We start from the raw sequence: 17991 nt of genomic DNA, 5'->3' as shown, positions 1-17991 counted from the left end.
ATTGAAATTATAACGCGCGCAGATTGTTTTTCGAAACGAACGCTTCGGTGTCGGCCAGAGCCAATTCGAAGCGGTTGAAGAGTTCGTTAAGTTCGTCCTCAGTAATGACCATCGGTGGGCAGAAGGCGATCGTATCGCCCAGAGCTCGAAGTATCGCGCCATGTCCCTCCAGGAACTTGGCAAGATTTGATCCAACACCGTGCGCCGGATCGAAAGAACGTTTTGTTGCCTTGTCAGCAACCAATTCGACCGCGCCAACAAGCCCGCAGGAACGAACCTCACCCACGAGTGGATGATCTTTGACCTTGTTCAATCGGGCTTCAAAGGCTGGCGTCAGGCTGCGAACATACTCGACAATATTCCGGCGCTGGTAAATTTCGATTGCCTTCACGCCGAGCGCGCACCCGACCGGATGACCGCCATAGGTGAAGCCATGGCCGAAACTGCCGAGCTGGGCGCTGTGGTCGACATAAGCCTGGTAGACGTCCTCGGGGACGAGCACGGCGCCGAGCGGCGCATAGGCCGCTGTCAACTGTTTGGCGGCTGAAATCGTTGTCGGCGTCATGCCAACGCTCTGGCTGCCCCACCAGTTGCCCGTACGGCCGAAACCGTTGATGACTTCGTCGGCGATAATGAGAATATCATGCTCGCGCAAGATCGGTTCGATGGCGGCGAAGTACCCCGAAGGCGGAACGATGACGCCGCCAGCACCCATGACAGGCTCGGCGATAAAGGCTGCAATCGTCTCGGGTCCTTCGCGTTCGATCATATCTTTCAATGACTTGGCAAGACGCACGACGAATTCCGCTTCGCTTTCGCCTTCGAGGCCGAAGCGGTAATAATGCGGGCAATCCGTATGCAGCACGCGGTCCACTGGCAAATCCCAACCCTTGTGGTTTCCGGGCAGGCCGGTCAAAGATGCGGCCATTACGGTCACCCCATGATAGGCCTTGACACGGGAGATGATCTTCTTCTTTTCCGGCCGGCCACGGGCGTTGTTATAGTACCAGGCAAGCTTGACCTGCGTGTCGTTGGCCTCGGAACCGGAGGACGTGTAGAACACCTTCGAGATTGGTACAGGGGCGATTTCCTTAAGCTTTTCAGCCAGTTCGATAGCAGGCTCCATACCCTTGCCACCGAAGAGATGGTAATAGGGCAGGGTGCGCATCTGCTCATTGGCCGCCTCGATCATCTCTTCGTCGCCGAAGCCGAGACCCGCGCACCACAGGCCCGACATGCCCTCTATATATTCCTTGCCCTGCGTGTCGTAGAGGTAGACGCCCTTGCCATGCCCCATGACCAGCGGTCCGGTTTCTGCAAGCTTGTGGAGGGGGGTATAAGGGTGCAAAACCGCGTTGATATCGCGCTGCTGGACATTGGTAAGGGGATGGCCATTCGCCATGGGGTAACTCCGGCTTTGAAAGATTTGTGACCTTAGCCAGACTCGTTTGAAAGTGCAAAGCGCTACGCCAAGAAAGCTGCCTGCAACCTTTCTAACCAAAATTTCAACTCAGGGTGCAAAAAAGCATCCCGGAATCGATTATTCTTGCATGGGAATCGTCAGGTCCTTGTGCCATTTGCGCGTATTGTTGCGCAAAAATCCTGCCGGAATAGAAGAGCGCCGCTCTAAGTTCGAAAACGTTTGATGAGCGCGGCGAAATCCATCCCGAGTTTACTTTGTGGTGCGGTCTCGGGTTGATCCGTGGTTACGGTCAAACTTGTTCCGTCGTTACCGAGCATCACGAACACCGTCTGGTCGGTCGTACCGTCCGACACGGAGATGGCGGCGATCCGCTGCTGATCGCTGTTTTCAGGTGCTCTGATATTGAAGATGACTTCGCCGTTGACGAGGTCGGCTGCCTTCTGCAGCGCTCCCTCAAAACCGTCGGCGACGATATCCTGGGCACCGAGCGCAAGCTCGATTTCCACAACTTCAAGCGAAACCGCTTTGCCAGCCTCGGGCATATTGTCAGGCCTCGTTATCTTCATATTTGAAATGCGGTTTGCATTCCGCCCTCTGTTTCCCGAAACGATTGTCCAAATCAGGACGGTGATCATGTCAGCACTGTGACACCCGATCCACTCATAAAGTGTAAACGGCTTAAATGCAGGCGAGGGTTGAATGCCGATGTGTCCTATGGATTGTCATCCAAATTTCATGCAATCCCGATATTGGAACTGGAGGCATGAAGTTTGCCAACAACGTATTTGAATATTTTCATTTAAATAAATTCAATAAAATCAATTATTTGATATTTTAGGATTGTTCCATGGAAAGACGTGATTTCATCAAGATGCTGGGACTTGCCGGCACCAGCGCAGCTGCCTACGCGGCCTGCTCCAATTACATGAGTGAGGCGCTGGCGCAATCCACCTCTATTGAGGATCTGCTGAGCTCTGCTGCGCATTGTCAGCCGGGATCGCTTGAGGATGTGGAGCATGTGATCCTGCTCATGCAGGAGAACCGCTCCTTCGACCATTATTACGGCACGTTTCGCGGGGTGCGCGGCTTTGGCGACCCGCGGCCTTTGAAACTCCGGGACGGCACTTCCGTTTTCCAGCAGCCCAACGCGCAGCCAATCGCCCGTGCAAGCTATCTTCTCAACCATGCCAGTTGGGGTGGAATGGAGTCTATAGTTACGACAGCAGATGCCAAAACCATAAAGCGCGAGTTGAAGCAAAAGATCAGCGATGCTCTGCCGAAATATGCGGTGCAAATAAACCTGCAAATCGATGGGCTCCGGGACGATTTCTTTGCTCATATTGTCAAGGGCGAATGGAACAGTATTTTGCCACCGGCAATGGTGGGAAAAGCCGTTCCGGAACTGCTCGAGGATTTGAAGAACGGCCTGATATTGTTCAAGCCGCAGGATGTCGACGCGGATTTTGCTGCTCTGGTCAAAGCCAACCTCGTCTCTCTATTGGACAATGCTGCGGTGGCGGGTTTCATCGCCGAACAGCTGAAGGGAGCTGGCGGCGGGTTCGATATTGCAACGATCAAGACTTTAATCTCATCATTTTCGGGCCAGCAACTCCTCGGCATGCTGCTGCCGATGCTGGCGAAGATTATCAACATCGATGAAGTGAAAAAAGCCTGGCCGGCTGCCGAGAAGGTCTTGCCTTCGCTAAAGACGGGACTGCCGAAGCCGGCGGAAGTTTTTTACAAGATCCGTGAATACGCCCACTGGTACGAGACAGCCACCATTGCCGATATCGCACATTTGCTACCGAAGACCATTCCCGGTTTACCATTCCCGATAGAGAGTCTTTATTCCGCGCCGATAAGGGCAATCCCTGGGCTGCTACCGATGTTAACTCCCGAACTGTTTCTCAAGATATTGCCCGGTGACATTTTCAAATTCATCAAAAAGGATCAGATCGAGACCTACTATCCGCAAATTGTCGATTGGCTGGTGGGCAAAGGTCATATCAAGCCGTTCCAGATCCGCCGCGGAGACAAGTCGGCGGGAGAATACCAGTCGTTCGGTCTCCCCCACACCTATGATGACGCGAGAGACGCTATCAACCACGGCTGGAATAACCAATGGATGCTGACGAAGGGTCAAGATGCCATGGCGCATCTTGATACCGCCAAGGACATTCCCTTTTATCACAAGCTCGCGCAGGCCTTCACGATTTGCGATGGCTACCATTGTTCGTCGCACGCTGGAACCGACCCGAACCGCGCGCATTTCTATACCGGCACGGGGGGCGGCTGGACAGACAACGCCTTGTTCAGCGGCCTTACCGGAGAGCGGCCGGACTGGAAAACCTATCCGGAAAAATTGCAGGAATTGAAGGTTGACTGGAAATTCTACCAGAACGGACTTGATGGCGATCCGTTTTTCGGCAATTTCGGCGATAATATATTGCCCTATTTCAAGCAGTATCAGGATGACACCACGGACATCGCCAAGCGAGCGATGAGTGTCAACACGGTGCTGCGCACCTCTGCCAGCGTTCCTTCGCAATTCGAGCAGGATGTCAGGAATGACACATTGCCCGCCGTGTCATGGATCAATGCGCCGCAGGTCTTTTGCGAACATCCAGGAGGCATCTCGCCGCATTTCGGCGAATACTATGTCAACGAGATTTTGAAGGTGCTCGCGGCCAACCCGAAAGTCTTCCGGAAGACCGTGTTCATCATCAACTACGATGAGAATGACGGCTTTTTCGACCATGTTCCGCCACCCTTGCCCCCGCTGCCGACGATGAAGGGCGCAGGCAAGGTTTCGAAGGGTATCGTATTTTCGAATGATCCGAAAAACCCCGATGCCGAGCATGCCGTCAAGCTGGTGCAGGATCTGGACCCTGAGGACAAGCGTTTCTTGCCCGATACGCCGAGGGATCAATCGACAATGGGTCTCGGCAATCGCGTGCCCTGCCTGATCATCTCGCCCTGGACAGTGGGTGGCAGGGTCTGCTCCGAGCTTTTCGACCACACATCGACCTTGCGCTTTCTCGATGCGTGGCTCAGCGCCCGGGGTTTGCAACCGGCTGATACGACGTTTGAGAATATCTCCTCATGGCGCCGTGCCATTTGCGGGGACATGACCAGCGCTTTCGACTTCACCCACAAGCTCGATATGGTGGCAAAGGACGGCAAGGATGGGCTTGACGCGGCGGCAAAGATGATCACCGACAATCCTATTTCAAACTATCTTGGCCTGACGAAGACGCAGCAGGATGGGCTCAAGGCCAGTCAGCCCAAATATGAAGGCGTGAGCGCGGATATAGCCAAGGATCTTGCCGATGAAACCCGGAAAAAACAGGATAAGGGGCAGGCCGATCTTTTGCCGATTGGCTATGATTTTACCGTGGTTTCACGCCTGATGACGCCACAGGGCGGCGACCAGCCTGATACGCTGCGCCTTGCCTTCAGCAACAAAGGCAGTATTGGTGTGGCGCTGAATGTCTATACCTATGGAAAGTTTGACCAAGGGCGTGGCGCCTCGTTCTATGCACTGGAAAAGGCGGGCAAGGACGGCACGCCGGTCACGTTGACCGACGACTATGATCTGGCCGCGGGCCAGGGGCAGTATCAGTTTGCAGTGCATGGCCCTAATGGCTTCTTGAGCGAATTCAAGGGAAATGCCCAGGACTACAACCATAATTTGATCGCCGATATCGTGAACATAACGGCCTTGGATGATGGCAAAAATGTCCGCATCGATTTCAGCCAGTGGCCGGCTGACGCTACCGATACTCTGCTGATGATCAACGCCTATACGAAGGAGAATGTGGCCGTTGCTACCGGAACTCCATCGATAACCATCGCCACCACGGATGGATGGTATGATGTAGCCTTTATCGACAATATGTCGGAAAACGTTCTGGAGATCAGCACCAGCGGTTATCTACGCCGCTACGCCGGGCATATCGAAAACGGCAAGATCAGCAAGACCGACCCGGCTATCGGCAGGAAATATGACGAGAAAACGAGAATCTACGAGGGCTTGACGGTCTGACCTGCAGCCGTCTCCCGTTGCGGGAGGCGTCTGCGGATCAGTGAAGCTCGCCCATTTCGAATTTTATTTTATTCTTTTTTGACGGAACTGATTATGGACAGACGTGAGTTCATCAAGATGCTGGGTATTGCCGGCACGAGCGCTACAGCCTATGCGGCTTGTTCCACCTATATGCAGGAGGCATTGGCGCAATCGACTGTGATCGATGATCTCCTGACCGCTTCGGCCGGTTGCAAGCTCGGCTCGCTCAAGGACATCGATCATGTCATTTTCCTGATGCAGGAAAACCGCTCCTTCGATCATTATTATGGCACGGTGCGCGGCGTGCGTGGCTTCGGCGATCCGCGACCGCTGCGGCTAAAAAACGGCGAGAGCGTTTTCAACCAGCCGAAAGGGAAGGTCAAGCTCAACGGCGGCCACATCAAGCCGTTTCAGATAAGACGCGGAGTGGAATCGGCAGGCGATTACAAGTCGTTCGGATTGGCCCACGGCTATAATGATGGTTTATCTGTTTGAGTTCTCGGGCAATTCGCTGGACACGCAGCAAACGCAGCTTCCGAACATCATCGAGATGAAATCGGCGGACGACGGCAAGAAGCTGCAGATCGTGCTTGAGAAATGGCAAACGGCGAATAGCAGGCTGAAACTGATCGATGCCTATTCGGGTACCGAACAGGTTATCGACCAGGCGAAGGAAGTCAGTGGAATGACGACGGTCGAGATCGCAACGAAGGATGGCTGGTACGATGTGGCCTTTGTCGATGCGGGTAACGGCAACAATTTCCTGCGCCGCTATGCCGGGCATCTGGAAAACGGCAAGATCAGCAAGAGCGATCCGGCCATCGGCCTGGAATATGATGCGAAGAAGCGGGCCTATATCGGTATGGTGGCGTAGAGGCAATTGCAGGTCGATGGTGCGTGGTTCAACAAGCTCACCATGAGGGAAGTGTTTGTGGCAGGGTATCAATATCTGCAAGGTTGGCGGCTATCCATGCAGTCCCCGACGTCCCTCATGGTGAGCTTGTTGAACCACCCACCGGCGCCTGCAGTTCAAATGCTTGTCTCCGCGTGAAATTCCGATTAGCTGTGGCGCAGTCAGCAGCAATCAGGAATCTCATGCGACCGCATATTCGACGCCGCCGATCGATTTCCGCCAGATGGTCGGTACGCATTGCGTTTCTTGGCCTCATTCTGTTTGTTCTTTCGGGACTTGGTCATCGGTTCGAACGTATCGAAACGCCGGAATTTCTCTGGCTGCTCGCCATCGTCGCCGGTCTCGCGCTGCTGGCGCTGTTGCTCAGTCTCAAGGGTTTCACCAGCGTCTGGCGCCGGGGCGATATGGGCTTTCCAAGTGCATTCTGGGGTATGGTGATCGCGTTCGTGGTGCTGGCGCCCTTTGCCACGACGCTCTACCAGGCGCTGTTGCTGCCGAGGATCTACGACGTTTCGACCGACATCACCGATCCGCCCGAGCTGTTCGCGGCAGGGCAAAGGGGCGAGCGTATGAACCCGGTCGTGAATGACGAGGACAGCCGCGCGCTTCAATCCAGCGCCTACCCGCAGGTGACCGGCCGTCGCTATGATGGCTCGCCTGATCGTATTCTGACCGCAATCAACAAGGTCATCGCCGCCAATGGCTGGACGGTTGTTGCCCAAAAAGGCGAGCCTGGCGTTGATGAGGAAATCCTGCTCGAAGTGGTGGCCCGAACCTTTTTGCTCGGTTTCACCAGCGATGCGGTTATCCGCCTTTCCGATGAGGGCGAAACCACCTATGTCGACATGCGCTCGGTCTCACGCTACGGCATCCACGATCTGGGCGAGAATGCCGACCGCATCATTGCCTTCATGACCGCTCTCGATGCCGAAGTGCAGAGCGCCCGGCCCGAAGAGGAAACAACCGAACCGGCGCAGTAGGTTGCGCTGCCCTTATCTCTCCCCTTGTGGGAGAGAAAACGATTTCAGCATCTTAGCTGCTTTAGCTAAGTGCTAGAAATCGCCAGAGAGGGGGCAAAGCGGCTAAATCCAAGAAAATCCGTTCTCCCCCACAAGGGGGATCGACCATTGGTGCTGTTCCTGGTTACGTCACGCCCAATAAACGCAGTCGATCGCCGGGCTACCTTCGGTCTGCACGAGGCCCCGCGCGACCATATCCTCAAGATGCGCCAGCACGGAGAGGGCCGCGGCGCCGTGCAAGCGCGGGTCGGTCTCGCGGTAGATTACCTTGACCATGGCAGGAATGGTGCGGTCTCCGGCACGCACCCGTTCCAGAATTGCGCGCTCGCGCATTTTCCTGTGCGCTTTCAGGCCGCGCATGAAGGTTTTCGGTTTGGTAACCGGGCCGCCGTGGCCAGGAAAGTACACCTTGTCGTGGCGCTCAAGCAGGCGGTCCAGCGACGCCATATAGTCCGACATCGAGCCATCGGGCGGCGCGACGATGGTGGTTGCCCAGGCCATGACGTGATCTGCAGAAAACAGGATATCCGTACCTTCGAGCGCGAAAACGACGTGATTTGCCGTGTGGCCGGGAGTATGGATGCTTCGAAGCCCCCAGCCGTCTCCTTCGATAAGCGAATTGTCGGCGGCATGTATGTCCGGCACGAAATCGGTGTCACCGCTCGCATCGAGAAAATTGATCTCTCCCGTGTGCAGCGGGCGGGAGGGGCGGTGCGGACCTTCAGCCACGAGAGTTGCGCCGAGTTCATCCTTCAACACGCTTGCCAGGGGCGAATGATCGCGGTGTGTGTGGCTGACGAAAATATGGCTGACCGGCCGGCCGGCGATGGTGCGCAGGAGCGTCGCCTTGTGCGCTTCGTCGATGGGACCTGGATCGATTAGCGCGAGCGTATCTTTGCCGATCAGATAGGAGTTCGTACCGTGGAAGGTGAACGGGCTTGGATTGTTGACCGTGATACGTTTGACATTCGGCGCAATATCAATGGCTTCGCCGTAGTGCGGCGCAAATACCTTGTCGAAAACGAGATTCATTTATTCGGATACACCTGGTTATGCGGCTTTCGACGTATTGCAGTGCGGCATGATCCTCAATATACATTTTTCATGAAATGGTGAAAGCTTGAGGCGTGAATTTACAGGAATTCACGGCCTTCCGGAGGATAAGAAAATGATTGCTGCCCAAACTCGTTCTCTCGCCGAGACGTTCCAGCCGGAAGGCCAGCTCGCCAAAGCCGTGTGGTTTGTCTCGCTCGCCCTCGTCGGTACTGCGCTGATGACGCTTGCCGCCAAGACCAAGGTCGACATGGTCTTTGTCAACGTGACGATGCAGACATTTGCGGTGTTCGCGATCTCGGCGGCTTATGGTTCGCGGCTCGCGGTTGCGACGATGGCGCTTTACCTGCTCGAGGGTGCGCTCGGCATGCCAGTGTTCACCGGGACACCGGAAAAGGGCATCGGGCTGGCCTACATGGTTGGACCGACGGGCGGCTATCTCCTGTCGTATATCGCTGCCGCCTGGATCGTCGGCCGCGCTGCCGACAACGGCTTTACCCGCAACCCGATTGTCCTTGGTCTCGCCATGCTGGCGGGCGAGGTGATTATCCTCGGCATGGGCTTCCTGTGGATGGCTTATCTCTTCGGCTTCGAAAAGGCGCTGGCCTATGGCGTCGGTGTTTTCATCGTCGGCGATATGTTGAAGCTCGCGCTGGCGGCAGCGGTTGTTCCGGCCGTTGGATCCCTGCTCAAGCGCCGGTGATACTTGTCAGAGCGCCGGCGAAAACCGGCGCTTCATTTATAGTCCGCCGTTTTTTACTATGTAGTTTTCATGATTATTGCTTTTGACTGGTGTCATATTGGACGTTTTGGCGACTGTTTATAATGAGCAAAAAAAGCTCACGGCGACTTGGCTAAACGGCTTATCCGTTGCCTCGTATGCCGTGGGCGGATTGGCACCTCTTACCTCAAGCATCTATAACGCAAAGTGCGCCAAGTGCTTTAATCGGCCTAGGCACAGCTATTTGTATTATGTTTGCGACTGCATTACATTTGTATGCGAGACGAACGTTGAAAGGGTTAAAACCGTGACATTGGAACAGTTTATGCTCTTCATGATTATGCCGGTTGGCGGGCTGCTCATGGTAGCCTTTGTGATGTTCGTCACACGCGATGAGCGTCGCGACGACAAGCCAAAGCATTCCAAGTAACACCATTCCTCAATGCCAGACTATCCCCGCAATCTCATTGGCTATGGCCGTAATCCGCCCGACCCGAAATGGCCGGGTGGCGCGAAGCTGGCTGTGCAATTCGTTGTCAATTACGAAGAGGGCGCAGAGAGCTCGATCCTCGACAATGATGCGGCATCCGAATGCCTGCTTTCGGAGATAGTCGGCGCACAACCCTGGCCGGGCCAGCGCAATCTCAACATGGAATCGATCTATGAATATGGGTCACGCGCCGGTTTCTGGCGGCTGTGGCGCATGTTCACGCGTCGTAACCTGCCGGTGACAGTCTATGGCGTGACGCTCGCCATGGCACGCAATCCGGAAGCGGTTGCAGCCATGAAAGAGGCTGATTGGGAGATCGCCAGCCATGGCCTGCGCTGGCTTGAATACAAGGATTTCCCGGAAGACCTGGAGCGCCAGCACATCCTCGAGGCTGTGCGCCTGCACACGGAAATCACCGGCTCGCGGCCGCTCGGGATCTATCAGGGCAAGCCCTCCGACAACACGCTGAAAATCGTCATGGAGGAGGGCGGGTTCGTCTATTCTGCTGACAGTTACGCCGACGAACTGCCCTATTGGGTGGAAGGGCCAAAGGGACCGCACCTGATCGTGCCCTATACGCTCGACGCCAATGACATGCGCTTTGCAACGCCGCAAGGGTTCAACTCCGGCGATCAGTTCTTTACCTATCTGAAAGATACGTTCGATTGCCTGCTTCGCGAAGGCAAGGACGGCGCGCCAAAGATGATGTCGGTCGGGTTGCATTGCCGGTTGGCAGGACGTCCGGGACGGGCGGCGGCGCTGGAGCGGTTTCTCGACTACATCCAGCACCACGAGGATGTGTGGATCACACGCCGTATAGACATTGCAAAACACTGGCATGAAAACCATCGAGACCTTTGACAAATCCACCCTGATGGCCATCTGATGCGACTTTCTGCGCTTCCGGTGCTCGTGGACGAAAATGTCCACTGCGCTTCGGTTCTCGAAAATCACACCAACTGGCCGATCAGGCTGAATTTTTCACAAGGTCTCCACGATGGAAACTATCGCTCTTGATGTCCGACCACTAACCAAGGCATCGTTTGCGCAGTTCGGTGATGTGATCGAGACGCAAGACGCTGAATTGCGCCTGATCAATGGAGGCACGACAGAGCGCTACCACGATCTCGCCAATGTCGATGTGACGGGCGATGGCGCGCGGGTGCTCGTGAATATCTTCCGGGGCAAGGCGTTTACGCTGCCGGTCGATATCAGAATGCTGGAACGTCATCCACTTGGCAGCCAGGCATTCATACCGCTGCAGAACCGGCCGTTTCTGGTTGCGGTGGCCGAGGACGACGGCGGCAAGCCGGGAACGCCTGTCGCCTTTCTGTGCCAAGGCAATCAAGGCGTCAACTACGCCCGCAACGCCTGGCATCATCCACTGATCTCACTGGAAGAAACGTCGGATTTTCTCGTCGTTGATCGTGGTGGCGAGGGTAACAATATCGAGGAGTTTTTCTTTGACGACGTGGTCTACAGGATTGAAAAACTGTAGTTATCCGCAACGTCGGATGCCGTCTATCTCTCCCCTTGTGGAAGAGAAAGGATTTTCTTGAATTTAGCCTCTTTGCTAAATTCTTAGAAAATCCAAGTGAGGGGGTAGTTCAGTGAAGCAAATCCGCTCTCTGGCGATTTCTAGCACTTAGCAAAGAGGCTAAGATGCTGAAATCGCTTTCTCCCCCACAAGGGGGAGATAAATGGCATTTCCCTTGACGCCCAAGCCCAGCCGGTTGAAGCTGGCAACATGTCACAAACGATACGTTTTTTTCTGAATGGTCAAAAGCAGGAAGCCTCGGTTCGGCCGGATACGACAGTACTGGACTGGCTGCGCAGCGGGCCGCGGCTGACCGGCACCAAGGAGGGCTGTGCCGAGGGCGATTGCGGGGCATGCTCGGTGCTGATCGGCGACCCTTGGTTCGACGACGCTCACCATGAGGGGGCCGTGCACTATCAAGCGGCCAACAGCTGCATTCTCGCCATGGGGCAGATCGACGGCCGCGCTGTGGTCACGGTCGAGGGTTTGAAGACTGAGCAGCTGCACCCGGTACAAGCTGCGATGGCGGAAAATGGATCGTCCCAGTGCGGCTTCTGTACGCCGGGTATCGTGATTTCGCTCGCGGGTCTTGCAGCGCAAAGAAGCGCTGCGGGAGCAGGTCTTTCAGCCCAAGGAAGTGCTGCGGGAGCAGGTCTTGCGGCTCGCAAGACACAAGTCACGGATTCCGACATCCACGATGCACTGGCGGGCAATCTGTGCCGTTGTACCGGGTACCGGCCGATCGTCGAGGCCGCGCGCAAGGTTGGAAATGCGACGATTGCGGGCCCACATGTCGCCGCCTTTGCCAAGATCGAACCACGTAAGACGATTTCGGCCGCCGGTTCGACATTCCATCAGCCACAGTCGCTGAATGATCTGCTGCAACTGCGCAAGGAGATGCCCGACGCCATATTGCTCGGTGGCGGCACCGATCTTGGCGTCGCGCTGGCGGATTATCATTCCGACTGGAGCGAAGTGATCTCACTTGCCCGCGTGCGCGAACTGCGTGCCATGCGCGAGACCGAAAATCATCTGAGCTTTGGCGCGGCGGTAACGTGGGAAGAGATTCTCGCCGGTATCATTGAGTACTACCCCTCTTTCGCGACCTTGATCCGGCGTTTCGGTTCGACCCAGATACGCTCCATGGGAACCATCGGCGGCAATATCGGCACCGCAAGCCCGATCGGCGACGGGCCGCCGGCGTTGATTGCGCTTGGGGCCGAGATCGAACTTGCATCCTTGAGCGGGCATCGTTTTCTGGCGCTCGAAGATTTTTTCCTCGACTATCGCAAGACCGAACTGCGCGCCGATGAGGTGATTGCTTCGGTATCGATCCCGAAGCCCGTGGAGGGCCAGGAGTTCCGCGTCTACAAGATTTCCAAGCGCTACGACCAGGACATTTCGACTGTCTGTGCGGCATTTTCGATTGTCCGTGAAGAAGGTCAGGTTCGCAGCGCTCGCATCGCATTTGGCGGCATGGCAGCAACGCCGCAGCGCGCGCCGAAGGCTGAACAGGCGTTGGTCGGCAGTATGTTTGACCAGAGAGCGATCGAAACATGCGCAAGTGCCATCACTGCGCAGTTTAAACCGCTGAGCGATTGGCGCGGCAGTGCCGAATATCGTTTGCAGGTTGCCGCGAACCTTGCTGAGCGGTTCTGGCGTGATGTGGCTGGCGAGACAGTGGAGGTCATGGCGCTATGAACGTCGACGCCAAGATCGTTCAGCGCAGCATTGTCGGTAAAGGCATCGCGCACGATTCGGCCGCGCGCCATGTCGCTGGCGAGGCGAACTACATCGACGATATGCCGGAACTGCCTGGCACGCTCCACGCGGCCTTCGTCCTCTCGCCGGTGGCGCATGGCAAGCTGAACGGCTTCGACGCTTCCGAAGCGCTGGCGATGGATGGTGTTGCCGGTGTCTGGGCGGCGAAGGATGTGCCCGGCCACAATGAAGTCGGGCCAATACTTCACGGCGAGACGCTTTTTGCCGAAGATATTGTCGATCACGAAGGACGGGTGATCGCGGTCGTTGCCGCGAGGGATTTTGAAACGGCGTATCGCGCCGCCAAAAAGGTGAAGCTCGATATCGAGACGCTCGAGCCCGTGCTTGATATCGAAGAGGCGCACCGGCGAAAAAGCTACGTTCTGCCGCCGCAGGAGGTCATCGAGGGCGATGTCGAAACTGCTCTTGCAGGCGCGCCGCATGTCATTTCCGGTAAGCTGCACATCGGCGGGCAGGACCATTTCTACCTCGAGACCCATATCGCCTATGCCATTCCCGGCGAGAACGGTGAAATGCTGGTACATTCCTCGACCCAGCACCCGACCGAGGTACAGCACCATGTTGCCGGTATTCTCGGCGTACACGCCAACGCTGTGGAATGTCAGGTGCGACGCATGGGCGGCGGATTTGGCGGCAAGGAAAGTCAGCCGACGATTATTGCCGGAGCTGCCGCGCTAGTCGCAGCCAAGACCGGCAAACCTTGCAAGATGCGGCTGAAACGCCGCGATGACATGGTAGCGACCGGCAAGCGCCACGATTACATCGCCAACTGGAAGGCCGGTGTCGACAACAGGGGCCGCATTCTCGGTCTCGACGTCGAGTATCTGGCGCGGGCGGGCAATCTGCCGGATTTGACGGGACCGGTGATCACGCGCACGCTGACTCACACGGACAATTCCTATTTTATTTCGAACGCGCGCTTCATCGGGCATGCCTGCAAGACCAATACCGTGTCAAACACGGCGTTTCGCGGCTTTGGCGGACCGCAGGGAATTATCACCATCGAGGCCGTTATCGATACGATCGCCCGCGAGTTGAAGCTCGACCCCAATGCGGTCCGGGCGGTCAATTACTATGGCGACGAGACCGGCGACATGACGCCCTATGGCCAGCAGGTCGAGGACAATCGTCTGGTCGAGGTGACGGATGCGGTGCTTGGCTCCGCCGAGTGGGACTATCGCCGCGCTGAAATCGACGCGCACAATGCTGCCAGTCCTGTCATCCGGCGCGGATTGGCGATGATGCCGATCAAATTCGGCATTTCCTTCAATCTGACCTCGCTCAATCAGGCGGGTGCGCTGGTCCATGTTTACCTGGATGGGTCGATCTTCCTCAATCACGGTGGCACCGAAATGGGGCAGGGCCTGTTTGTGAAGGTCGCGCAGGTGGTGGCCGAGGTGTTTCAGGTCGAGCTCGACATGGTCCGCATTTCGTCCACCGCGACAGGCAAGGTGCCGAACACCAGTGCGACTGCGGCTTCTACCGGCTCGGACCTCAACGGCATGGCGGCGTTCAAGGCCGCGATGGCCATCAAGGCGCGCATGACACGGGTGGCTGCCGAGCATTTCGATGTCGAAGAAGACGTGATCGTCTATCGCGAAGGCCGCGTCCACGCCGACAATCGCTCGGTATCCTTCGGTGAACTGGCGAAAATGGCCTGGGCCAAGCGCATCCAGCTCTCGGAAGCCGGACATTATGCAACGCCGAAGATTCACTGGGACGGCAAGACGATGAAAGGCCGGCCTTTCTTCTATTTCAGCTATGGCGCTGCGGTTGCGGAAGTTGCTGTCGACACGCTTACGGGCGAGACGCGTTGCCTGCGCGCCGATATCCTTCAGGACGTGGGCTCACCGCTCAATCCTGCCATTGACCTTGGCCAGATCGAGGGCGCCTTCGTGCAGGGCATGGGCTGGGTAACGTGCGAGGAGCTATGGTGGGATAAAGCGGGCAAGCTGCGGACTGTTGGGCCATCGACCTACAAGATACCTGGTTCGCGCGACGTACCGCCTGAGTTCAATGTGCGCATTCTCGACAATATGCCCAACAGGGAAGAAACGGTGTTTCGATCCAAGGCGATCGGTGAGCCGCCCTTGATGCTTGGCATCTCGGTCTGGCTGGCCATTCGCGATGCAATCGCTTCGATCCGTGGCGGGGTGCCGCAGCTGGATTCCCCGGCGACACCCGAGGCGGTGTTGCGCTCGGTACGGCATGCAAAGGGAGTGATTGGCGTATGATCGATTGCAATGCCGCTGTGCGTGGTTCGACAAGCTCACCATGAGGGCGATAAGTGAGTTGCAGAGAGTCAGCTCGGCAATGGAGGTGAGTATCGTGCAATCCACCACTTCCCTCATGGTGAGCTTGTCGACCACGCACAGCAGCATTGCTATCTTGTTATATTGGAACCTCTATGCAGCATATGACATTAGACAAGCTCAACTCCCTCGATGCCACGGATTTCGTTGCAGCGCTGGGCGGCATATTCGAGCACTCGCCTTGGGTTCCGGAGGCTGTCGCGAAGTTACGGCCTTTTGCCAGCACCGCGGACCTGCACGCTGCGATGGTCAATGCCGTGAACGCCTCAGGGCAGGTGGCGCAACTCGGGCTCATACGGGCACACCCCGATCTCGCGGGCAAGGCGGCACGGCAGGGCAATCTAACCGCGGAATCGACGAGCGAGCAGAAGGGCGCGGGTCTCGACAGGTTGACGAACGCTGAGTTCGAAGAGTTTCATCGGCTGAACAACGCGTATCAGAGCCGTTTCGGCTTCCCGTTTATTCTTGCGGTCCGGGGGCACGACAAGCACTCGATCATGGCGGCGTTCCGCCAACGCCTGAACCACAATTCGGGAGAAGAGGTGATCGAAGCGCTGCGGCAGATCGCTTTGATCGCACGCTTTCGTCTCGATGATTTATTTGCATGAGGAGCTCTTGATGGGAAAGTTATCCACACATGTGCTTGATACGGCGGCGGGAAAGCCGGCCGCCGGCATGGCGCTGACACTGCACCGGATCGACGAAACCGGTCGTCATTTGCTCAAGACTGCGGTTACGAATGCCGATGGCAGGACAGATGCGCTGCTGCTATCGCCGGATGAGATGAGGGTGGGGCAGTACGAGTTGACGTTCTTCATCGAGGATTATTTCAAGGCGTCGCAAATTGCCCGTGACGAGCCTCCGTTCCTTGACGATATTCCTATCCGGTTTTCAATAGCGAATGCCGATGGCAATTATCATGTGCCCCTGCTGGTAACGCCTTGGGGTTATTCGACCTATCGGGGAAGCTGAGAGAATTCTTCCTGCATTGCTGCTGTGCGTGGTTCGACAAGCTCACCATGAGGGAGGTTTGTGGTTTTGCAGGAGCCACGAACACCGAGGCTGAGTGACGATCAGGCAATCAACTCACATCCCTCATGGTGAGCTTGTCGAACCACGCACAGTAGAGTTGCTCACCCATAAACGCCAATCAGGCTGAAGCTACGAGTCTCATCCATTTTGAAGTAAACGAGGTTGGATGCGGATGCAGGGGAGTGATCGCTGCAGGCGACGGTGATAGTCCCCGTGTTTCCCGCATCGAGAAGAAGGCCGTCCTGCCGGAATACGCTACCCAGAAGTTTCTGCATCAGCGGCGAGACATCAATGGCAATGAGGTTGGTAACCGGATCGCCAAGCTGGATCGTATCCCCCTCGGACCATAGCTTGACGTCGTCGGCGTTGCTCACTTGCAGCTGATTGGCTGCAGTATCCCATTTGGCGAAGGCCGGTAGCGCAGGTGTTTTGGTTGCATTCCAGATGCGAACCATCGATAGGCCGCGCATGGCGGCGCCGAAGAATTCGCCGGCGGTATTGCTGGTGAAAGTCACGATATCAGCGCTGATCGAAGCCAGTTTGGCGGTCTTCAGGGCTTGGGCGCGAACCCCCAGCGGCTGGAAAATCACCGTGCCGGTGTCGCTTGGAGGGACGAAAATCAGACCGGACTGCTTCTTGCCGGTTGCCGAATGAGCGATGCCCGAGGGAAAACGGACAATCCCTGTGGTGCTGTCGACGGCCACGGCGTCTTGCCAATGATCGCCGTCTGAGCTGGTCTTGATATGAAAATCACGGCCCCACATTGTGCCCATCTCGGCCCTGCCCTGATAATTGGACTGGAAAAGCAACGAGGCGGCATGGCCGTCATCCGCCTTGTTTATTTTCAGCTGATGCCCGCCACCAATATGATCGAACAACGAGGCAGGGCTTTTTAACGCCAGCCGGTTGTTCTCGTCGGCGACCGTGTTGATACCGACGGAATCTACCGGGTTGGTGCCGGTCGTTACCCTTCTCCAGGAATTGCGTTCGAAAACGACGAAGGTTTGCTCTTCTGCAACCCAGGCATGCCAGCCCTCCTGCGGCTGCAAGAACGCCCAGGCGTCATCCTGCCACGCGGCGATCTGGTCCGTCTTGCCCGCCCACGGTACGACGGCCTCGGACGCGATGATGTAACGGTCGCCCTCCGAAGACTCAGGCGGGGCATTTTTCAGTTTGCGGCTCATCACCGAGAGCTGCACCAGCGCATCGAGCGCGCGGATAGCCTCATTGTGGGTGACATGTTTCTGCGCCTGCGACGGCGCTATATACGGCAATTTGAGGTTTGTCGTCGTCTGGTCCATCTGGCTGTCCTTTCAGCTGCATCAAGACCACAGACTCTAAGGCCACCTGCTAGGTGGTGGATAAAACGCCAGCGAGGAAGCAGCTCCAACAACCTTGCAACGTGTTTTTCGCAGATCGATGCAACCCTGCATTCGTTGCGCCAGGCGAACAATCCAACCATGGTTTGAAGGTTTCAGGCGAAAGCAGCAGCATCGAGCCAGCCGGTGCATTCGAAGGGGATAGGCCGCTTCGACCGAGGCGAGGGCCTCGCCAGGAAACCGGAGGTGAAAGCGATATGTGGTATCTACCACTGAGCATCACCCTAGAAGTGAAAAAAGACCCGGACGAGTTGGCATCTCGTG

General features: G+C 56.5%; 15 protein-coding genes. 11 read left to right on the top strand and 4 right to left on the bottom strand.

The genetic code is table 11. The features are described from left to right. Positions 1-7: 7 nt before the first annotated feature. Both N8E88_RS31100 and N8E88_RS31095 read right to left on the bottom strand, forming a co-directional pair. Positions 8-1402 (bottom strand): aminotransferase, encoded by a 1395-nt coding sequence (locus N8E88_RS31100; protein WP_262293893.1) that lies wholly within the window; start codon positions 1400-1402, stop codon positions 8-10. A 224-nt stretch (positions 1403-1626) separates the two neighbouring features. Beyond that, a complete protein-coding gene (locus tag N8E88_RS31095) occupies positions 1627-1989 on the bottom strand; it encodes a hypothetical protein (RefSeq protein ID WP_262293892.1) in 363 nt (120 codons plus the stop codon). A gap of 281 nt (positions 1990-2270) precedes the next feature. Here N8E88_RS31095 and N8E88_RS31090 point away from each other — a divergent pair, with 281 nt between their 5' ends. The 4 genes from N8E88_RS31090 to N8E88_RS31075 all read left to right on the top strand — a co-directional run bounded on the left by N8E88_RS31090 (position 2271) and on the right by N8E88_RS31075 (position 7382). Beyond that, complete coding sequence (locus N8E88_RS31090) at positions 2271-5468, top strand: alkaline phosphatase family protein (RefSeq protein WP_262293891.1); 3198 nt, start codon at positions 2271-2273, stop codon at positions 5466-5468. 93 nt (positions 5469-5561) lie between these two features. Next, entirely contained in the window at positions 5562-5984 is a 423-nt protein-coding gene (locus tag N8E88_RS31085) for an alkaline phosphatase family protein (RefSeq protein WP_262293890.1), read from the top strand. Further along, a complete protein-coding gene (locus tag N8E88_RS31080) occupies positions 5965-6363 on the top strand; it encodes a hypothetical protein (RefSeq protein ID WP_262293889.1) in 399 nt (132 codons plus the stop codon). The genes N8E88_RS31085 and N8E88_RS31080 overlap by 20 nt, the downstream gene beginning before the upstream one ends. A gap of 221 nt (positions 6364-6584) precedes the next feature. Further along, complete coding sequence (locus N8E88_RS31075) at positions 6585-7382, top strand: DUF1499 domain-containing protein (protein WP_262293888.1); 798 nt, start codon at positions 6585-6587, stop codon at positions 7380-7382. Positions 7383-7550: 168 nt separating this feature from the next. On the opposite strand, the gene N8E88_RS31070 is transcribed toward N8E88_RS31075, so the two are convergent. Continuing rightward, positions 7551-8453: an MBL fold metallo-hydrolase gene (locus N8E88_RS31070; RefSeq protein ID WP_262293887.1), complete on the bottom strand. Its 903-nt coding sequence runs from the start codon at positions 8451-8453 to the stop codon at positions 7551-7553. A 136-nt stretch (positions 8454-8589) separates the two neighbouring features. Here N8E88_RS31070 and N8E88_RS31065 point away from each other — a divergent pair, with 136 nt between their 5' ends. From N8E88_RS31065 to uraH, 7 genes are all read left to right on the top strand, one after another. Beyond that, the gene (locus N8E88_RS31065; protein ID WP_262293886.1) at positions 8590-9177 is read left to right on the top strand and encodes a biotin transporter BioY; all 588 of its coding nucleotides are present in this window, start codon (positions 8590-8592) and stop codon (positions 9175-9177) included. 460 nt (positions 9178-9637) lie between these two features. Next, on the top strand, positions 9638-10546 hold the full coding sequence (gene puuE, locus N8E88_RS31060; protein WP_262293885.1) for an allantoinase PuuE: 909 nt from the start codon (positions 9638-9640) through the stop codon (positions 10544-10546). 136 nt (positions 10547-10682) lie between these two features. Further along, the gene (locus N8E88_RS31055) at positions 10683-11183 is read left to right on the top strand and encodes an ureidoglycolate lyase (RefSeq protein WP_262293884.1); all 501 of its coding nucleotides are present in this window, start codon (positions 10683-10685) and stop codon (positions 11181-11183) included. Between the two features lie 249 nt (positions 11184-11432). Continuing rightward, entirely contained in the window at positions 11433-12923 is a 1491-nt protein-coding gene (gene xdhA / locus N8E88_RS31050; RefSeq protein ID WP_262293883.1) for a xanthine dehydrogenase small subunit, read from the top strand. Beyond that, entirely contained in the window at positions 12920-15238 is a 2319-nt protein-coding gene (gene xdhB, locus N8E88_RS31045) for a xanthine dehydrogenase molybdopterin binding subunit (protein WP_262293882.1), read from the top strand. Before xdhA ends, xdhB begins: the two co-directional genes overlap by 4 nt. 173 nt (positions 15239-15411) lie before the next feature. Further along, a complete protein-coding gene (uraD, locus tag N8E88_RS31040) occupies positions 15412-15924 on the top strand; it encodes a 2-oxo-4-hydroxy-4-carboxy-5-ureidoimidazoline decarboxylase (protein WP_262293881.1) in 513 nt (170 codons plus the stop codon). 10 nt (positions 15925-15934) lie between these two features. Then, positions 15935-16288 carry a hydroxyisourate hydrolase gene (uraH, locus tag N8E88_RS31035; RefSeq protein WP_262293880.1) on the top strand — a complete coding sequence of 118 codons (354 nt, stop codon included), beginning with the start codon at positions 15935-15937 and terminating at the stop codon, positions 16286-16288. Between the two features lie 161 nt (positions 16289-16449). Here uraH and N8E88_RS31030 read toward each other — a convergent pair whose 3' ends face one another. Continuing rightward, positions 16450-17649, bottom strand: coding sequence for a DUF2793 domain-containing protein (locus tag N8E88_RS31030; RefSeq protein WP_262293879.1), 1200 nt, complete (start codon positions 17647-17649; stop codon positions 16450-16452). Between the last annotated feature and the right edge of the window lie 342 nt (positions 17650-17991).

The sequence above is a fragment of the Phyllobacterium zundukense genome, assembly GCF_025452195.1.
Classification (GTDB): domain Bacteria; phylum Pseudomonadota; class Alphaproteobacteria; order Rhizobiales; family Rhizobiaceae; genus Phyllobacterium; species Phyllobacterium zundukense_A.
This window is presented reverse-complemented; position numbering and strand designations above follow the sequence as displayed.

What these genes read in the sequence shown, in the direction of transcription:
- N8E88_RS31100 (WP_262293893.1), bottom strand. Translation starts at nt 1,402, where the DNA reads ATGGCGAATGGCCATCCCCTTACCAATGTCCAGCAGCGCGATATCAAC.
- N8E88_RS31095 (WP_262293892.1), bottom strand. Translation starts at nt 1,989, where the DNA reads ATGAAGATAACGAGGCCTGACAATATGCCCGAGGCTGGCAAAGCGGTT.
- N8E88_RS31090 (WP_262293891.1), top strand. Translation starts at nt 2,271, where the DNA reads ATGGAAAGACGTGATTTCATCAAGATGCTGGGACTTGCCGGCACCAGC.
- N8E88_RS31085 (WP_262293890.1), top strand. Translation starts at nt 5,562, where the DNA reads ATGGACAGACGTGAGTTCATCAAGATGCTGGGTATTGCCGGCACGAGC.
- N8E88_RS31080 (WP_262293889.1), top strand. Translation starts at nt 5,965, where the DNA reads ATGATGGTTTATCTGTTTGAGTTCTCGGGCAATTCGCTGGACACGCAG.
- N8E88_RS31075 (WP_262293888.1), top strand. Translation starts at nt 6,585, where the DNA reads ATGCGACCGCATATTCGACGCCGCCGATCGATTTCCGCCAGATGGTCG.
- N8E88_RS31070 (WP_262293887.1), bottom strand. Translation starts at nt 8,453, where the DNA reads ATGAATCTCGTTTTCGACAAGGTATTTGCGCCGCACTACGGCGAAGCC.
- N8E88_RS31065 (WP_262293886.1), top strand. Translation starts at nt 8,590, where the DNA reads ATGATTGCTGCCCAAACTCGTTCTCTCGCCGAGACGTTCCAGCCGGAA.
- puuE (WP_262293885.1), top strand. Translation starts at nt 9,638, where the DNA reads ATGCCAGACTATCCCCGCAATCTCATTGGCTATGGCCGTAATCCGCCC.
- N8E88_RS31055 (WP_262293884.1), top strand. Translation starts at nt 10,683, where the DNA reads ATGGAAACTATCGCTCTTGATGTCCGACCACTAACCAAGGCATCGTTT.
- xdhA (WP_262293883.1), top strand. Translation starts at nt 11,433, where the DNA reads ATGTCACAAACGATACGTTTTTTTCTGAATGGTCAAAAGCAGGAAGCC.
- xdhB (WP_262293882.1), top strand. Translation starts at nt 12,920, where the DNA reads ATGAACGTCGACGCCAAGATCGTTCAGCGCAGCATTGTCGGTAAAGGC.
- uraD (WP_262293881.1), top strand. Translation starts at nt 15,412, where the DNA reads ATGCAGCATATGACATTAGACAAGCTCAACTCCCTCGATGCCACGGAT.
- uraH (WP_262293880.1), top strand. Translation starts at nt 15,935, where the DNA reads ATGGGAAAGTTATCCACACATGTGCTTGATACGGCGGCGGGAAAGCCG.
- N8E88_RS31030 (WP_262293879.1), bottom strand. Translation starts at nt 17,649, where the DNA reads ATGGACCAGACGACGACAAACCTCAAATTGCCGTATATAGCGCCGTCG.